General features: G+C 72.1%; 15 protein-coding genes. 8 read left to right on the top strand and 7 right to left on the bottom strand.

Translation table 11 applies throughout. The features are described from left to right. Window positions 1-17 precede the first annotated feature (17 nt). Window positions 18-1,664: a RecQ family ATP-dependent DNA helicase gene (locus tag P2P98_RS10970; protein ID WP_275799755.1), complete on the top strand. Its 1,647-nt coding sequence runs from the start codon at window positions 18-20 to the stop codon at window positions 1,662-1,664. A gap of 94 nt (window positions 1,665-1,758) precedes the next feature. On the opposite strand, the gene P2P98_RS10965 is transcribed toward P2P98_RS10970, so the two are convergent. Then, complete coding sequence (locus tag P2P98_RS10965) at window positions 1,759-2,166, bottom strand: hypothetical protein (RefSeq protein WP_081319288.1); 408 nt, start codon at window positions 2,164-2,166, stop codon at window positions 1,759-1,761. Window positions 2,167-2,309: 143 nt separating this feature from the next. Between P2P98_RS10965 and P2P98_RS10960 the strand changes: the two genes are divergently transcribed. Beyond that, complete coding sequence (locus tag P2P98_RS10960; RefSeq protein WP_275799754.1) at window positions 2,310-2,786, top strand: NUDIX domain-containing protein; 477 nt, start codon at window positions 2,310-2,312, stop codon at window positions 2,784-2,786. Between the two features lie 11 nt (window positions 2,787-2,797). On the opposite strand, the gene P2P98_RS10955 is transcribed toward P2P98_RS10960, so the two are convergent. From P2P98_RS10955 to P2P98_RS10935, 5 genes are all read right to left on the bottom strand, one after another. Continuing rightward, complete coding sequence (locus tag P2P98_RS10955; RefSeq protein ID WP_275799753.1) at window positions 2,798-3,418, bottom strand: hypothetical protein; 621 nt, start codon at window positions 3,416-3,418, stop codon at window positions 2,798-2,800. A gap of 157 nt (window positions 3,419-3,575) precedes the next feature. Then, a complete protein-coding gene (locus tag P2P98_RS10950; protein ID WP_275799751.1) occupies window positions 3,576-4,352 on the bottom strand; it encodes an LLM class flavin-dependent oxidoreductase in 777 nt (258 codons plus the stop codon). Then, window positions 4,349-5,230, bottom strand: coding sequence for an LLM class flavin-dependent oxidoreductase (locus tag P2P98_RS10945; protein ID WP_275799750.1), 882 nt, complete (start codon window positions 5,228-5,230; stop codon window positions 4,349-4,351). Before P2P98_RS10945 ends, P2P98_RS10950 begins: the two co-directional genes overlap by 4 nt. A 331-nt stretch (window positions 5,231-5,561) precedes the next feature. After that, window positions 5,562-8,087, bottom strand: a complete 2,526-nt coding sequence (locus tag P2P98_RS10940; protein ID WP_275799749.1) for an ATP-dependent Clp protease ATP-binding subunit — start codon at window positions 8,085-8,087, stop codon at window positions 5,562-5,564. Between the two features lie 102 nt (window positions 8,088-8,189). After that, on the bottom strand, window positions 8,190-9,023 hold the full coding sequence (locus P2P98_RS10935) for a hypothetical protein (protein ID WP_275799748.1): 834 nt from the start codon (window positions 9,021-9,023) through the stop codon (window positions 8,190-8,192). A gap of 115 nt (window positions 9,024-9,138) precedes the next feature. Here P2P98_RS10935 and P2P98_RS10930 point away from each other — a divergent pair, with 115 nt between their 5' ends. From P2P98_RS10930 to P2P98_RS10910, 5 genes are all read left to right on the top strand, one after another. Further along, window positions 9,139-9,918: an EI24 domain-containing protein gene (locus tag P2P98_RS10930; protein WP_275799747.1), complete on the top strand. Its 780-nt coding sequence runs from the start codon at window positions 9,139-9,141 to the stop codon at window positions 9,916-9,918. Between the two features lie 24 nt (window positions 9,919-9,942). Further along, window positions 9,943-10,092, top strand: coding sequence for a hypothetical protein (locus tag P2P98_RS10925; RefSeq protein WP_166671746.1), 150 nt, complete (start codon window positions 9,943-9,945; stop codon window positions 10,090-10,092). Between the two features lie 16 nt (window positions 10,093-10,108). After that, window positions 10,109-11,773: a thiamine pyrophosphate-binding protein gene (locus P2P98_RS10920; protein ID WP_275799746.1), complete on the top strand. Its 1,665-nt coding sequence runs from the start codon at window positions 10,109-10,111 to the stop codon at window positions 11,771-11,773. A 70-nt stretch (window positions 11,774-11,843) separates the two neighbouring features. Next, window positions 11,844-12,950 carry a class I SAM-dependent methyltransferase gene (locus tag P2P98_RS10915; protein ID WP_275799745.1) on the top strand — a complete coding sequence of 369 codons (1,107 nt, stop codon included), beginning with the start codon at window positions 11,844-11,846 and terminating at the stop codon, window positions 12,948-12,950. 28 nt (window positions 12,951-12,978) lie between these two features. Beyond that, window positions 12,979-13,536 (top strand): hypothetical protein, encoded by a 558-nt coding sequence (locus P2P98_RS10910; RefSeq protein WP_275799744.1) that lies wholly within the window; start codon window positions 12,979-12,981, stop codon window positions 13,534-13,536. Window positions 13,537-13,544: 8 nt separating this feature from the next. Here the strand turns inward: P2P98_RS10910 and P2P98_RS10905 are convergent, their stop codons facing one another. Further along, a complete protein-coding gene (locus P2P98_RS10905) occupies window positions 13,545-14,009 on the bottom strand; it encodes a DUF3817 domain-containing protein (protein WP_275799743.1) in 465 nt (154 codons plus the stop codon). A gap of 420 nt (window positions 14,010-14,429) precedes the next feature. Here P2P98_RS10905 and P2P98_RS10900 point away from each other — a divergent pair, with 420 nt between their 5' ends. Then, window positions 14,430-15,455 (top strand): FUSC family protein, encoded by a 1,026-nt coding sequence (locus tag P2P98_RS10900; protein WP_275799742.1) that lies wholly within the window; start codon window positions 14,430-14,432, stop codon window positions 15,453-15,455. Window positions 15,456-15,459: the final 4 nt, after the last annotated feature.

Below are 15,459 nucleotides of genomic sequence, written 5' to 3'. Positions count from 1 at the left end.
CCCAGGAATGAGGCACCGTGAACGCACCCGCCACCCTCGAACAGTCCGCCCGCACCGCCCGCGAGGTGTTCGGCTGGGACGACCTGCTGCCCGGCCAGGCCGAGGCGATCGACGCCGTCGTGGGCGGGCGCGACACGCTCGTGGTGTTCCCGACGGGCGCGGGCAAGTCGGCGGTGTACCAGATCGCCGGGTGCGAGCTGGGCGGGACGACGCTGGTCATCTCGCCTCTGCTGGCGTTGCAGCGCGACCAGATCGACTCGATCGACGCCGCCCCCGACGCTCCCGCCGCCGTCGCGCTGAATTCCCGCACGAGCGCCTCGGCACGGAAGGCCGCGTGGGCGGCGATCGAGGGCGAAGACGCCGTGTACGCGTTCCTCGCGCCGGAGCAGCTCGCCAACCCCGAGGTCTTCGATCGACTCGCGCGCGCCGACGTGCGGCTGGTGGTGGTCGACGAAGCGCACTGCGTGTCCGCCTGGGGACACGACTTCCGCCCCGACTACGCGCGCATCGGCGATGCCGTCGAGGCACTCGGGCATCCTCCGGTGCTGGCGCTGACGGCGACGGCATCCGCCCCTGTCCGCGACGACATCGTCTCGAGCCTCGGCATGCGCGATCCCCACCTCGAGGTACGTGGCATGGACCGCCCCGAGATCCACATGGCGGTCCGCCGCCATGAGCACGACGCCGACAAGCGTCGCGCCGTGATCGCGGATGTTCAGGATGCCGACGGCCCCGCGCTGCTGTACGTGGCCACGCGCAAGGGCACCGAGCTGTACGCCGACGAACTGCGGGACCTCGGTCTCCGTGCCGCCGCGTACCACGGCGCGATGGCGCAGAAGCGACGGGACGAGGTGCATTCCGCGTGGAGCGCCGGCGAGCTCGACGTCGTCGTCGCCACCTCCGCGTTCGGGATGGGCGTCGACAAGAGCGACGTGCGCCTCGTCGTGCACGCCGACGTGACCGAGTCGCTGGATGCCTACGCGCAGGAGATCGGCCGCGCCGCGCGCGACGGTCAGCCCGCGCGGGCGATCCTCCACTATCGCGCCGAGGACTTCTCGCTGCGGTCGTTCTTCGCCGGCGGGCACACGAAGCGCAGCGACATCGCCGGTGTCTGGGATGTGCTGCGCCGCTCGCGCAAGCCGCTCCGGGCGAAAGACGTCGCTGAGCGGAGTGGCCGTTCCGTGCGAGTCATCGGGCGCGTGCTCAACCAGCTCGTCGCGAGCGGTCTGGCCGTGTCGGGAGCCGAGGGCGTCTCCGTGCAGAAGAAGGTCTCGGCCGGCGACGCCGTCGCTGCCGTGCGCGAGCGCGACGAGGCCGAGGAGCGCATCCGTGCCTCGCGCATCGAGATCATGCGCGGCTACGCCGAGACCACGCACTGCCGCCGCCGTGCTCTGCTGGAGTACTTCGGTGTCGAGAGTCCTGCATCGTGCGGTTCGTGCGATCGGTGTAACGGCGGCGTGGTGGCGCCGATCGAGGCCGCGGACACCGTCGACGACGGGGGGATCCGCATCGACGCGCCCGTCGAGCACGCGGAGTTCGGCACCGGCACCGTCATGGGCATCGAGGACGACCGGCTGACGGTCTTCTTCCCCGAACACGGCTACAAGGTCCTCGCCCGCGCCGCGTTCGAGAACGGCATCCTGGAGCTCGGGGAGGCGGCGTAGAGCATCCCGCGTCGTCTGCGGTCGCCGTTGCGGGTGGAGGGCGGCGGGGCGGGGCGCGGAGCGTCCCGCGGCGAGAGCGGAACTCGGCGCGACGTCAGCGCCGACGCGTCGCCCACCAGGCCCACGCCACGAGCGGGACCTGCAGGAAGAGCCGGACGAACCGCGCGCGATCGGTGTTCAGGCCGGGTGCCGATCGACCCGTGCGCCACTGGTGCACGTTGCCGGGGAACACCGCGACGAAGAACGCGGCGATCGCCGCGCCGACTCGTCCGCGTTCTCGCGGGAGCGCGATGAGCGCGGTGCCGAGGAGCACTTCGGCCGCTCCGGATGCCACGACGATGGCGTCCTTGTCGGTGTGGAGCATTCTCGTCGCCCAGCCGGGCACGACGATGCGGTAGCCGCGACGACCCCACGTCAGGTGGCTGACGCCGGCGCCGACCAGGAGCAGGGCCAGGCCGCCGCGCGCGACGGAGCGGATGGTGAGACCTCGGGGGCGTGGCATCCGGTCAGTCTTTCACTCACGACGCGGTCGAGGGCCGGTCGCGCGCGGCGCGGGGTGACGAGCGGATGCCGACGGAGCGCGGGCTGCGGCTGGCCGCGGCGTTGGCCCCGTTCGCCGCCAGGTCCGTTTCCTAAACTCGCCGCATGACCGTCTCGGACTATGTCGCCTCGATCCGCTCGCGCATCGGAACCGACCTACTGCTCCTGCCGGGAGTGACCGCGGTGATCCGCGAACGGGATCGGTTCCTCCTGGCCCGCCACCGTCACTCCGGGCTGTGGAGCCTGATGGGCGGAGCGGTGGAACCCGGCGAAGAGCCGGTCGAGGCCCTGCACCGCGAGGTCGGCGAAGAAACCGCAGCCGCCGTGCGCATCCGCGGGATCGTCGGCGTGTATGGCGGGGAACCCATGATGGTGACCTACCCGAACGGCGATCAGGTCGGATACGTGACCACCGCCTACGACTGCGAGCTGCTGAGCGCGGCCGTCGCCGACGAGGATGAACTGCTCGAAGTGGGATGGTTCGCGCGCGACGAGATCGCCGCGCTTCCCCGCAGCGGCTGGATCGATCGAGTCATCGCGGACGTGCCGGTGGGGATGAAAACGGCCGGCACCTCGGCCTGACCCGCGCCGGATCAGCCCTGACCGGGAAGACCGAAGCTGGTGCCGGGATCGGGCGTCGGGCACACCGAGGTCGAGCCGAGCGCGACGACGTCGGCTTGCACCGCGACGCTGGAACCTCTCCGATCCACTCGGAAGAGGACGCCCTGCTGGGAGAGGTCTTCCGGGGTGAAGGCGACGGTGGCGGAGGTCGGCGGCGGGGCATCGCCGAATGAGCCGCCCCCGGTCGTGGCCTTGAGACCGGCGGGCGGGTTATCACGAATCCATTCGATCGTCTCGTCCACACCGGTGTTCGGGACGAGCCATTCCCCGTGACGCCCCGCGATGGGGGCGCAGATCCATCCGGCGAACGACGTGTACAACCGGGTGTTGTCGTCCGTGCGCACCGCCCCCGCGGGCAGTGCGATCGCGCCGAGCCACGCATCGGCTTGGGCGATCGAGGCGGCGTCCGGCGTGGACGCGGGCGTCGGAGCGGGCTCCGAACCGAGGTTCGACTCCGTGGCGGGCGGTGGGCCGACCGAGGCCGCCGCGGCGTTCCCTGTCGGAGCGTCCCCGGCCGCCGGCGCACCGGTGCAGGCGGAGAGCAGCGCCGCAGCGGCCGCGATCGTCACGAGGGTCACCGGAAGTCGCCGCATGGGCCCATGCTACGGCGCGAGGCGCGGCGAACATCCGCGCGGGGTCCCGCAGCCACCGCCGTGGCACGCCCACAGGCACGGATCGGCCGGCGCGAGAGCCGTGCGACGACTGTCGCCGTCGGCCCGCGCGAAGACGGATCGGCGGCGCCCCCTCCCGTCAGCTCGGCGACGGTGCCGTCCGCCGCACGAAGTCGACGTAGGCCTCCACCGTGTCCTCCGGCACGATCGCGCGGAGCACGACCTCGTCGGTCGCCGCGGTGTACGCCTCGAGTGCACCACTCAGCTCGGTGACGTCGCGGATCGTCGTGTCGGCGGCATCCACCCCCATCCGCGCGAAATTCGCGGCGTAGTTCGGGAACGACGCGTATCGCTCGGTCTCGGCGGCGAGGCGTGCTCGGGCGCCGGGAACGATCGCCGTTCTCACGTAAACGGCGACATGGGCGGCCGGTGCGACCTCGTGAAGGACCTCGGTCTGCGCGCGTGCCTCGACCGGCGGCACCCAGTTGAGAAGCACCCCCTCGGCCCGCTCGACGCCGGTGCGGCGCATTTTCGGGCCGAGCGCGCCGACGAGCACACGCGGCATGCCCGCGCCGTGCAGCACCTCGATCGCGTCTCTGACGCGTGCCAGTGCCCCCTCTTTCGCCATGCCGGACCCGATGCCCAGCGTCAACCGGTCGAGGGGAAGACCGAGGGATGCCACCTCCGCGGCGATCTCATCACCGGGTCGACGGTCGACGGGCACGACTCCCGTGGCGAGGTGCAGACGGTCCGTCACCGTCGCCGCCGCGGCGAGCGCGGCAAGAGCGTCGCCGTCGGGGGTGTCGTTGATCCAGAGCGCGTGGAACCCGGCTCTCTCGATCTCGGGGGCGATGCGCGCGATGGCGTCGGGGCCGAGCGCTCCCGCGAGTCCGAGCGAGACGATACCGCGGGTCATGACACCCCTCCGGCGTTCGGGACAGCGATCGCCACCTGACCGACCGCGGCGTAGAAGGCCGCGAGGTCGACCTCATCGGTCGGAAGCAGCACGACGTCGTCGACACCCGCGGCCTGGAACCGGGAGACGCCGTCGGCGACCTCCGACACCGAGCCGGCGAGCACCCGATCCCCGGCATCGGGTCGGTCACCCGCCGCGGCGATTGCCCGTTCGCGGGCGTCGGGACCGAAGGCCGTGAGCACGTAGGCGACGACGTCGGTGCGGCCGTCGCGACCGGCATCCGCTCGCCCCGCCCGCACCACGCCGACGGCCTCGGCGATCTCGTCGACCGTGTGCCGGCTGTCGAGGATGACACCGTCGGCGACGGCACCGGCGAGAGCCAGCGTCTTCGGCCCCTCGGCCGCCGCGTAGACGAGCGGAGCCTCGGCGGGCGGCCAATCGAGGGCGACCTCGCGCAGTCGGACGTACCTCCCCTCGGCGCTGACCGTGTCGCCCGCGAGCAACGAGCGGAGGGCGGGGAGCTGCTCCTGCATGAGCGTGAGCGGCGAGGCGGCCTTCGCCCCGACCTGACGCATCCAGTCCTGTACGCCGTGTCCGAAACCGGGGAGTAGCCGCCCGGGGAACATGCGCTCGATCGTCGCGACCTCCATCGCCGACGCGGCGACGTTGCGGAGGGGGAACGGCGCGATTCCCACCCCGATCCGAAGGTGATCGGTGACGGCCAGGGCGGCGGCTGCGGCGGCCCAAGCGGAGGAGCGGAAGCAGTCTTCCCACAGCCACAGCTCCTCGATGCCGGCGTCTTCCGCCGCGCGCGCGGCGTCGCGCAGCTGCTCGGGCGGGTGGGGGTAGGGGCTGAAGATCGTGCCGATACGACTCATCCCCCTACTCTGCCCCGAACCTCCGACATCGGGCGAGGATCGTGGCATCCGGTGGGCCGATCTGCTGGGGGCCCACGTGCTACCGCGTACCGTCCGGCGGAGATCACCGGCAACACTCCGCCACCGGCCCACCCCCACCGGCGTGTCGCCCCCGAACTCCGCGCGACGGCACGGCCCACCCCGGCCCCACGGCCCCGGCCCACGGCCCCGGCCCACGGCCCCGGCCCAAGACCGCCCACCCCCGACCACCCCGTACCGTCCCGCGGAGATCCCCGAACACGCGGAAGGCCCCCGAAACCCGAAGGTTCCGAGGGCCTGGAGCCCGACGGCCCTACGCCGCGAGAGCCGCGGACGCCGCGCGGACGACGAAGCCCGAGGCGTCGGCATCCACCGTCACCGCTCCCCCGTCGCTCAGCTCACCCGAGACGAAGAGGTCGGCGATGCGGTCGTCGACCTCGCGCTGGATGAGCCGGCGCAGGGGCCGCGCGCCGTACTCGGGCTCGTACCCGACGTCGGCGAGACGGTCGACGGCGGCCTCGGTGACCTCCAGAACCACCTCACGCGAGGCGAGCCGCCGCGCGGACGCGCCCAGCAGCAGCCGGACGATCTCGCGCAGCTGCTTCTTCTCGAGCTTCTGGAACAGGACGATGTCGTCGATGCGGTTGAGGAACTCGGGCCGCATCGCCTCGCGCAGCTTGCCCATCACCCGGTCGCGGAGGTCCGAGGCTTCGAACTCGCGTCCCGTCGTGGTGAACCCGATCGCCCCGGATCGGGATGCCAGGATCTCGGCGCCCAGGTTCGAGGTCATCACGATCACCGTGTTGCGGAAGTCGACCGTGCGTCCCTGGCCGTCGGTCAGGCGTCCGTCGTCGAGCACCTGCAGCAGCAGGGTGAACACGTCGGGGTGAGCCTTCTCGATCTCGTCGAACAGCACGACCGCGTAAGGGTTGCGCCGGACGCGCTCGGTGAGTTGACCCGCCTCGTCGTAGCCGACGTATCCGGGAGGGGCACCGACGAGGCGCGACACGGTGTGGCGCTCGCCGAACTCGCTCATGTCGAAACGGATCACGGCACCGTCGTCGTCGAAGAGCGACCCCGCGAGGGCCTTCGCGAGCTCGGTCTTGCCGACGCCCGTGGGGCCGAGGAAGAGGAACGAACCGACGGGACGGTTCTCGTCTCCCATGCCCGTGCGGTTGCGGCGCACGGCCCTGGCGACCGCGGTGACGGCGTCGTCCTGCCCGATGACCCGGGCGTGCAACTCGTTCTCGAGCTGCGAAAGGCGTCCGCGTTCGGTCGCCGTCAGTCGGGCGACCGGGATGCCGGTGGACCGGCTGATCACCGCGGCGATCTCGGGCTCGTCGACCACGGCCGCGACCCGGGGGCCACGCGTCGCGTCGTCGAGCCGGGCCTGCACGGCGGCCATCTCGTCGCGCAGGCGCGAGGCCTCCTCGTAGTGCTCGGCTGAGACGGCGGCGTTCTTCTCCGCCTCGAGAGTGGCGAGCCGCTCCAACAGCGACGAGGTGTCGACCGAGACCCCGAGCTTCAGACGCAGGCGCGCTCCGGCCTGGTCGATGAGGTCGATCGCCTTGTCAGGGAGCACGCGGTCGGGAAGGTACCGGTCGCTCAGCTCGACGGCGGCGCGCAGCGCGTCGTCGGTGTAGGTGACGGCGTGGTGCTCCTCGTACGCCGAACGCAGACCGCGGAGGATCTCCACGGCATCCGTCAGCGAAGGCTCGCCCACGCGCACCGGCTGCAGACGCCGCTCGAGAGCGGGGTCCTTCTCGATCGTGCGGTACTCACGCAGCGTGGTCGCGCCGATGAGACGCACGTCGCCGCGCGCGAGACGCGGCTTGAGGATATTGCCCGCGTCCATCGATCCGTCGCCGCTGCCGCCCGCGCCGACGAGGGTGTGCACCTCGTCGATGAAGACGACGAGCTTTTCGGATGCCGCGATCTCCTCCATCGTCTGCGTCAGACGCTCCTCGAAGTCGCCGCGATAACGTGCGCCGGCGAGCATCGCCGCGAGGTCGATCGAGACCACGCGGGTGCCGCGGAGCTGATCGGGAACCTCATCGGCGACGATCGCACGAGCCAGTCCCTCGACGATCGCGGTCTTTCCGACGCCGGCCTCGCCGATCAGGACCGGGTTGTTCTTCGTCCGGCGGCTGAGGATCTCGATCGTCTGCTCGATCTCGTCGGACCGGCCGATGACCGGGTCGAGCTCGCCCGCCGTCGCGAGGGCGGTCAGATCGGTGCCGAAGCGGTCGAGATTCGGGGTCGTGGATGCCGTCTGCTCGGGCGCGGAAGTCGGCTCGCCGCCCACGACGGTCTCGCGCACGCCCTGGGTCAGGGCCTCGGCCGTGACACCGGCCTGCGCGAGGATCTGCCCGGCGGGCGCGTCCTGCGCCAGCACGAGCGCGAAGAAGAGGTGGTCGGGGTCGACGTAGGTGGATCCTGCGGCCCGCGCGACCTGGAAGGCGTGGAACAGCGCGCGCTGGACGGAACCGGCGACGACGGCCCCGTCGACGTCGGCAGCGGGACCGGCCGCCGGGAGCCGGCTCTCGGCGGCGCGGGCGATCGCGACCGGGTCGGCGCCGAGGCGCGACACGGCCTCGCGCGCGGGCGACTGCCCCACGAGGACGTGGAGCACGTGAAGGGCGTCGAGCTCGCGCTGGCCCCGACCGAGTGCGTACCGGCCCGCCGCCTGCAACGCCTCTTGCGTGCGGGCGCTCAGGAACCTGCTGAGGTCGATGGACCGTTCGGCGCGGGCGCGCTCCCCCGCGAGGTAGCGGGCGAGGAACTCGTCGAACGACTGGGCGCCGTTGTCCCCGGCGTCGGGGGTGAAGTCTTCGGGCACGAATGTCTCCTGTGATACATGAGTCAAGCTCACTCAAGTTTGAGACTTGAGCGGCTATGTATCAACTTCAACGACGTGGTTCCGAGGTTATTCCCGGCAATCTCACGCGCGCAGCGCGGGATCGGGGGCGTCCCAGAATTCGACCGTCTGCACGAGCCAGAACACCGCGAACAGCACCACCACGACAGACTCCCCGAGGAAGATCGCCGGCACACCCCCCACGGTCGCCGTCGCCGCTCTTCCGGCGACCAGCACCGCGACCAGGGCGATCAGCACCCCCAGGATGCCGACCGCGACCACGGCGTACAGCATCCGGAAGCGACGCGCGGCGCGTTGGGGCCGCCACGCCGACACGGCGGCGACCACACCGATCACCGAGAAGAACCCGACGGCAGCGACGTTGTGCGCACCGCGGAGGAACGTCGGGAAGTCGGCGAGAGCCCACGACACGAATCCGACGACGATCAGCGCGATCCCGACCAGCGTCACGACGGTCCCCCACCCCGCGGACCCCTGCGTGCGCGCGAGGACCGCGGCGGAGATCAGGACGACGACGGAGAGGGATGCCACCGACACGCCGTTGTTGATCACTCCGGCGACCGCCGCACCCGGCACGCACACCGCGGCGCCCTCGCAGGAAGCGTCGGAGATCGGCGTGGGCACCAGCGCGACGACGAGAGCGAACACCGCCGCCACGTCGAGGAGTCCCTGCTCGATGCTGCGCCCGGAGAGGACGAGGAGCGCCAACGCGATCGCGCACAGGCTCCCCACGAAGAGATGGCCTGCCGGTGTGTAGAACGCAGCGCTGATCGAGGAAAGCACACCCGCCCTCGCGACCTCGAGCCCCACGGACACCGCCAGAACGAGGGTCGCCGCCACGATCGACAACCGCACGTATCGATAGGTGCGCTGGGTCGACGTCGTGCGGATCCGCATGCCCACATCCTGGCATCGACCCCCGACACGACGAGCCCGGGGGCGCGCATGCCCGACCACCCCGACCGTCGGCGCAGCCCGACCCGTGTCGGAGGGGTCTGCCAGACTCGTCGGCATGCGCGAATTCCTCGCCGGCGCCGGCCTCCTGCTCCGCGGTCTCGGCCAGTGGCGCCGCACGCCCGGCGCGATGGCACTCGGGCTCATCCCGGGTGCCGTCGTCGGCCTGGCGTTCGGCGCCGCGCTCGTGGGGTGGGGCTTCTGGCTTCCGAGCCTCGTCGACGACTGGACGCCGTTCGCCGACGGATGGGAACCGTTCTGGGCCGCCGCCCTCCGCGTGGCAATCGGGGTCGCGTCGTTCGGTGCGGTGCTGTTCCTCTTCGCCGTCTCGTTCACCGCCGTGACGTTGACGGTCGGCGAGCCGATCTACGACCGGATCTGGCGCGCGACCGAGCGCTCCGCCCTCGGCGCGGTGCCGAACGTCGAGTACGGCTTCTGGCGGGGAGTGGGCGACAGCGCGCGGCTGGTGCTCCGTGGCATCCTGGTCGCTCTTCTCGCGTGGCTGCTCGGGCTCATCCCCCTCGTCGGAGGCGTGCTCGGGGGTGTCGTCGGCCTCCTGCTGACCGGCTGGCTCCTCGCCGACGAACTCATTTCCCGCGCGCTCTCGGCCCGTGGCCTCGACCGCCGGGCGCGACGCACCCTCCTTCGCGAGCACCGCGCGAAGGCCCTCGGGTTCGGCGTCGCGACCCAGATCTGCTTCCTCGTCCCGCTCGGCGCGGTCGCGATCATGCCGGCGGCCGTGGCGGGGAGCACGCTCTGGGCGCACGCCGCGCTCGGCGAGAAACCGTCCCGCGACGCGGTCGAGCCCGAGGCACGACCCGCCGACCCGGCACGGTAGCCTGGAGCGACCGAAGGGATCCTCATGTTCATCGTCTCGCTCATCCTGTTCGTCGGGGGCATGCTGCTCACCGGCCTCTCGTTCTCGCTCGCGGCGCCCGCGCTGTTCTTCGCCCTCGGCATCCTCCTCGTCGCGGCATCGTTGGCGCTGCCCTTCCACTTCGGCACGCGGTAAACCGGGAGCATCGGCCATGACGACCTATACCGTGGCCGACTACCTCCTCGATCGACTGGCCGAATCGGGAGTACGGCACTTCTTCGGCGTCCCAGGCGATTTCACGCTCGCCTTCCTCGACCACGTCGAGCGGCACCCGCTCATCGAATGGGTCGGATGCGCCAACGAGCTCGGCGCGGGCTACGCCGCCGACGGCTACGCGCGCCTCCACGGCCTCGGCGCCCTCAGCACGACCTTCGGCGTCGGCGAACTCTCCGCCATCAGTGCGGTCGCCGGCAGTTACGCCGAGCACGTCCCGGTCCTGCACGTCGTCGGCGCTCCCACCACCGCGGTGCAGGCAGCCGGGCGGGCGAGCCACCACTCCCTCGGCGACGGCGACTTCGGCCACTTCGCCCGCATGACCGCCGAGGTCACCGCCGCTCAAGAAGTGCTGACGGCGACGGATGCCACGGCCCAGATCGACCGCCTCGTCACCGAGGTGCGCCATCGGCGCCTACCGGGATACCTGGTGATCCCCGCTGACATCGGCGAGACGCCCGTCGACCCTCCGTCCGAGCCGCTCCCCTCCCCCGACACCGTCACCGACCCCGCGGTGCTCACCCGGTTCCGCGATGCGGTCGCCGCTCGGCTGGCCGTGGCCGACTCCGCCGCCGTCCTCGCCGACATCCTCGTTGCGCGCCTCGACGCCGAAGACCACCTGCACCGCGTCCTCGAGAGCGGAGTGCCGCACGCCTCGTTGCTGTGGGGCCGCCGCGTCGTCGACGAGTCGGCATCCGGGTATCTCGGTCCCTACCTCGGTGCGGCGAGTGCTCCCGCCGTCCGCGCGGGCATCGAAGAAGCCGACGTGCTCGTCATGGCGGGCGTGCAGTTCACCGATCTGACGAGCGGGTTCTTCTCGCAGCACATCGACCCGGCGCGCACGATCGAGATCCGCGGCGAGCACGCGCGCATCGGCGACGACGACTTCCGCCCGCTCGCGATGCGGGACGCCCTCGACGCCGTCGCCGACGAACTCGCCGCGCTCCCCGGTCGCTTCGCGGTCGATGCGGGAGCCCCGCCCGTCGCTCCGCGACCGCCCGCCGAAGCGGGTGACGCGCTGTCGCAGTCGGCGCTGTGGCACGAGGTGGCCGCCTTCCTCCGCGACGGCGACACCGTGCTCGCCGACCAGGGCACGTCGTTCTACGGCATGGCCGGAGAACGCCTGCCCCACGGCGTCGTGTTCGGTGGTCAGCCGCTGTGGGCCGCGATCGGTTTCACGCTGCCGGCGATCCTCGGTGCCGCGCTCGCCCGACCCGAGCGGCGCCCGGTGCTGCTGATCGGCGACGGCGCCGCCCAGCTCACGAGCGCCGAGCTCGGTACGCTCGTGCGCCACGGCGTGCCGGCGGTCATCGTCGTGGTCGACAACGGCGGCTACACGGTCGAGCGCGTGATCCACGGCCTGCACGAGGAGTACAACGACATCGCGACGTGGGATTGGACCGCGCTCCTCGGCGCGATGGATCCCGCCGGTACGAACGTCGGTGTGCGCGTCGACACCGTCGGGGCTCTCAGCGACGCACTCGCCGCGGCGCGGCGATCGGAGGGGCTGACGCTCATCCAGGCGGTCGTCCCGCAGGACGATGTGCCGCCGGTACTCGCCGACCTGGCCGCCGCCGCGGCCGCCGCGAACCGCCGGTCCTGACGTTCTGCTCCCGGCTCGGTTCGCCGGTCCGCCGCCGTCGGCGAGGTCGCGCGCCGGGTACCGTGTCCGAGTGCCGTTCTCACTCGATGCCCTCCGCCGCTGGCCCGATCTCGAGGCACCCGACCTGCTCGCCGTGGACGCGGCCGACCGGCTGATCCTCGACGAGTCCGCCGAGGCCCGTGCGTGTCTCGCGGACGGACAGCTCGTCGTGATCGGCGACGCCTACGGGGCACTCACCCTGGCCTCGGCCGCTGCCGGAGCGCGCGGCATCCGGGTACATCAGGACGAGCTCACCGGCGAACAGGCCCTCGCGGCGAACGCCGAGACGACGCAGCTCACCGGATCGTTCACCTCGCACGCCCGGGATGCCGCCCTCCTCGAGAACGCGCGCGTCGTGCTGCTGCGTCTGCCGCGGGCGCTGCGTGAGCTGCACGACATCACAGGGCTCATCGCCCGATACGCCCACCCGGACGTGGTCGTCTTCGCGGGCGGGCGGCTGAAGCACATGACCCTGACGATGAACGACGTGCTCCGCGAACGGTTCGAGCGGGTCGACGTCTCGCACGCCCGACAGAAGTCGCGCGTCCTCATCGCCCGCGGGCCGCACGACGGCGCCGACCCCGAACCGGAGAGGGCGCGGATCGACGGACTCGAGATCCGCGCGTTCGGCGGCGCGTTCGCCGGGGCGTCGCTCGACATCGGCACCCGGCTTCTCCTGGCCCACCTCCCCGAGCCGCGCGACGCGGAGGCTATCGACCTCGCGTGCGGCACCGGCATCGTCGCCGCGACCCTGGCGACACGGCATCCCTCCCTCCGGGTTCTCGCGTGCGACCAGTCCGCGATCGCGGTCGAGTCGGCGCGCGCGACGGCCGAGGCCAACGGCGTCGCCGACCGGGTCACCGTGGTGCGCGACGACATGCTGCGAAGCCGGCCCGACGACACTGCGTCGTTCATCGCGCTCAACCCGCCGTTCCACTCGGGAGCAGCGGTCACCGAGGGCATCGCCCCGCGCATGTTCGCCGAGGCGGCACGTGTGCTCCGTCCGGGCGGCGAACTCTGGACGGTGTGGAACTCCGCGCTGCAGTACCGGCCCGCCCTCGAGCGTCTCGTCGGGCCGACCCGGCAGGTCGCCCGCGATCGCAAGTTCACGGTGACGGTGTCGACCCGGACGGCGTAGATTCTCGTCATCAGCGCGAGGAGGCGCCATGCGACGTCGTGTCATCGGGATGCTCGGCGCCGCCGCGTCCCTGACGGTCCTCCTCGCGATCGGCGCGCCCGCCACGGCCGCTGTCGCCGCCTACTCCGACCCGCTCGGCACCACGGTCACGACCCCGCTCTTCGCCGACTGTTCGCGCGTGGACGCGAGCGGCCGCGAGTACGCGCGCCGTCACGGCATCGCCGTGTGCGCAGCCAACACCACCCCGCCGGGGGTCGCACTGCGCACCGAAGCGGTCGGTGGCGAGGAGTGCGGCGCGCTCACCCTGACGGCGATGAGCTGGGGCCGGGGCGTCGCGGCGGTCGAGTGGAGAGCGTCTTCGGAGACCGGTCCGATCGACGGCGTGGACCTGACCGTCTCGGTCTCGGGACGGGCGGGAACCACGGTGCACCGCTTCTCGGGGCCGACCGGCTCGACGCCCGCGAGCGAGGGGATGGTGACGTACGTCGGCACCGGTCTCGCGGTCGTCACGATCTCGGGAACCGTCGAGACGGCCGTGGCGGCCTGCTCGCTCTCGTCGGCTCCCGCGCGCATCGGGGTGCGCTGAGGCGGACGTCAGCCCTTACCGCCGGGAGGGCCGACGACCAGCAGCACGACGAAGACGAGCGCGACGACGGCGACGAGGACGAGCCCGAGCACCCACGGCCGGCGCAGGAAGAACCGCAGCGCTCGGTCGATCGGACGCCTGTCGCGCGGGTCGCCGCTGTCGTCGAGCCGCCACCCGCCGCGGAGCCGTCCCGACCGCTGCAGCCACACCTCAGTCGGAATCGTCGCGTACGGGATCACGGCGCTGACGATCGCGACGGCCGCCGGGACGAATCCCCATCGCTGGTTCAGCGCCACGAGCACCGCCGTCGCGCCGTAGGCGAGGAACACGAACCCGTGGATACCGCCTCCGATGCTCACCGCGATCGGGAGGTCGGCGGTCGCCCGCAGGATGAGCCCGCCGATCAACAGGGTCCACGAGACCGCTTCGGCGATCGCGAGCGTGCGGAACAGGGTCAGGGGCGTGCGGAACACGTCTCTCCTCGGGCAGGGTCGGGGTTTTCCACCCTACGGAACCCGAGGCCGCGGCATCCCGGGTCTCCTCGACGTCGAACGACGCTCACTCGGTGGGCTGGTCGTCCTCCTCGAGCGACGGGTCCGACCTGTCGGCCTCGGCCGCGGTCGACGTGTCGGGCTCGGGACCGGGTTCGATGGGGCGCTTCTCTCGCTCGGTGTCCATTCCTCCACCCCATCAGATCGGCGACCGGATGCCAGGGACTTGACGACGCGGGGCGGGATGGCCGCACCGCGCCCGGGCCAAACTCCTGAGCATTCGGGAGCGCTGGGCGTGCCACGGCGCCCCGAGGTGCCACAGCCCCGTTATCTCAGGAGTTTCGCCCAGCCCGCCGCGGAGGCGGATCCGAGCGCCCTATGGGGGGCGCGTAGGCTGGAGGGATGGCGGAATCCCGGGGGCGCGTGTGGACCGGGGTCATCCGGGTGGGGCCGCGACAGGGCGATCATCGCGTCGCGCTGCGGGCCGTGATCAGCGTCGGTGCTCCCCTTCTCGTCCTTCTTCTGATCGGCCGCCTCGATCTCAGCGTGTACGCGAGCTTCGGCGCGTTCGCCGCGCTGTACGGCCGCGCCGACCGCCCGCGCACGCGCGTCGGGATGCAGGCGACCGCCGGCGCCGTCCTCGTCGGATCGATGCTCGTCGGGACGCTCCTGTCGTTCCTCGCGACGCCCGCGCTCGCGAGCGTCGCGGTCGTCGCCGTGCTGGCGGCCGCGGTGACCCTGTTCGCGTACCGCAAGCGCTGGCACCCGCCGGGGGCCCTGTTCGCGGTGTTCGCTGCGGGGGCGACGGCGAGCTTTCCCGCGACGGCGGCGACCTTCGGCCTCGTGCTGCTCGTCGGCGGCGCGAGCGTCGTCTGGAGCCTCGTCGTCACGACGGCATTCGCGCTCGGCCGCCGCGCGTCGTGGCGACGCCCCGAGCGCACGCGCCCGCCGATCGGTCCCGTCGCGTGGGAGATGACGGCGACGGTCGGCGTCGCGGCTCTGCTCGCCGGCATCGCGGGCGCGCTGTTGATCGGCACGCACTGGTACTGGGCCATGGTCGGCGCGGTCGCCGCGGTCGGCGGTGCGCACGTGACGGCCCGTCTCATCCGAGGTGTGCAGCGCTTGGTCGGAACGCTCCTCGGCGTGCTGATCGCGGCCGGACTCCTCGCCCTCGACCTGCCGCCGTGGCTCGTGATCGTCGTCGCCGTCGCCCTGCAGGCCGGCGCCGAGCTGTTCGTGGGCCGCAACTACGGCATCGCGATGATCTTCATCACTCCGCTCGCGCTCCTCATGGTCTCGCTCGCCTCACCGGTCACGCCCGACCTGCTGCTGCGCGATCGCGTGCTCGAGACGGTCATCGGCGTCGCCGTCGGAACCGTGGTGGCGATCGTGTCGGCGGGGCTCAGGCGCCGTTCCCCGGCAAACTGACCCC

It is taken from the genome of Microbacterium sp. Kw_RZR3, from assembly GCF_029222405.1.
In the GTDB taxonomy this organism is placed as follows: Bacteria; Actinomycetota; Actinomycetes; order Actinomycetales; family Microbacteriaceae; genus Microbacterium.
This window is presented reverse-complemented; position numbering and strand designations above follow the sequence as displayed.

Bases quoted from the DNA above. Each gene is read 5' to 3' on its own strand.
- P2P98_RS10965 (WP_081319288.1), bottom strand. From the start codon at position 2,166: ATGCCACGCCCCCGAGGTCTCACCATCCGCTCCGTCGCGCGCGGCGGC.
- P2P98_RS10960 (WP_275799754.1), top strand. From the start codon at position 2,310: ATGACCGTCTCGGACTATGTCGCCTCGATCCGCTCGCGCATCGGAACC.
- P2P98_RS10955 (WP_275799753.1), bottom strand. From the start codon at position 3,418: ATGCGGCGACTTCCGGTGACCCTCGTGACGATCGCGGCCGCTGCGGCG.
- P2P98_RS10950 (WP_275799751.1), bottom strand. From the start codon at position 4,352: ATGACCCGCGGTATCGTCTCGCTCGGACTCGCGGGAGCGCTCGGCCCC.
- P2P98_RS10945 (WP_275799750.1), bottom strand. From the start codon at position 5,230: ATGAGTCGTATCGGCACGATCTTCAGCCCCTACCCCCACCCGCCCGAG.
- P2P98_RS10935 (WP_275799748.1), bottom strand. From the start codon at position 9,023: ATGCGGATCCGCACGACGTCGACCCAGCGCACCTATCGATACGTGCGG.
- P2P98_RS10930 (WP_275799747.1), top strand. From the start codon at position 9,139: ATGCGCGAATTCCTCGCCGGCGCCGGCCTCCTGCTCCGCGGTCTCGGC.
- P2P98_RS10925 (WP_166671746.1), top strand. From the start codon at position 9,943: ATGTTCATCGTCTCGCTCATCCTGTTCGTCGGGGGCATGCTGCTCACC.
- P2P98_RS10920 (WP_275799746.1), top strand. From the start codon at position 10,109: ATGACGACCTATACCGTGGCCGACTACCTCCTCGATCGACTGGCCGAA.
- P2P98_RS10910 (WP_275799744.1), top strand. From the start codon at position 12,979: ATGCGACGTCGTGTCATCGGGATGCTCGGCGCCGCCGCGTCCCTGACG.
- P2P98_RS10900 (WP_275799742.1), top strand. From the start codon at position 14,430: ATGGCGGAATCCCGGGGGCGCGTGTGGACCGGGGTCATCCGGGTGGGG.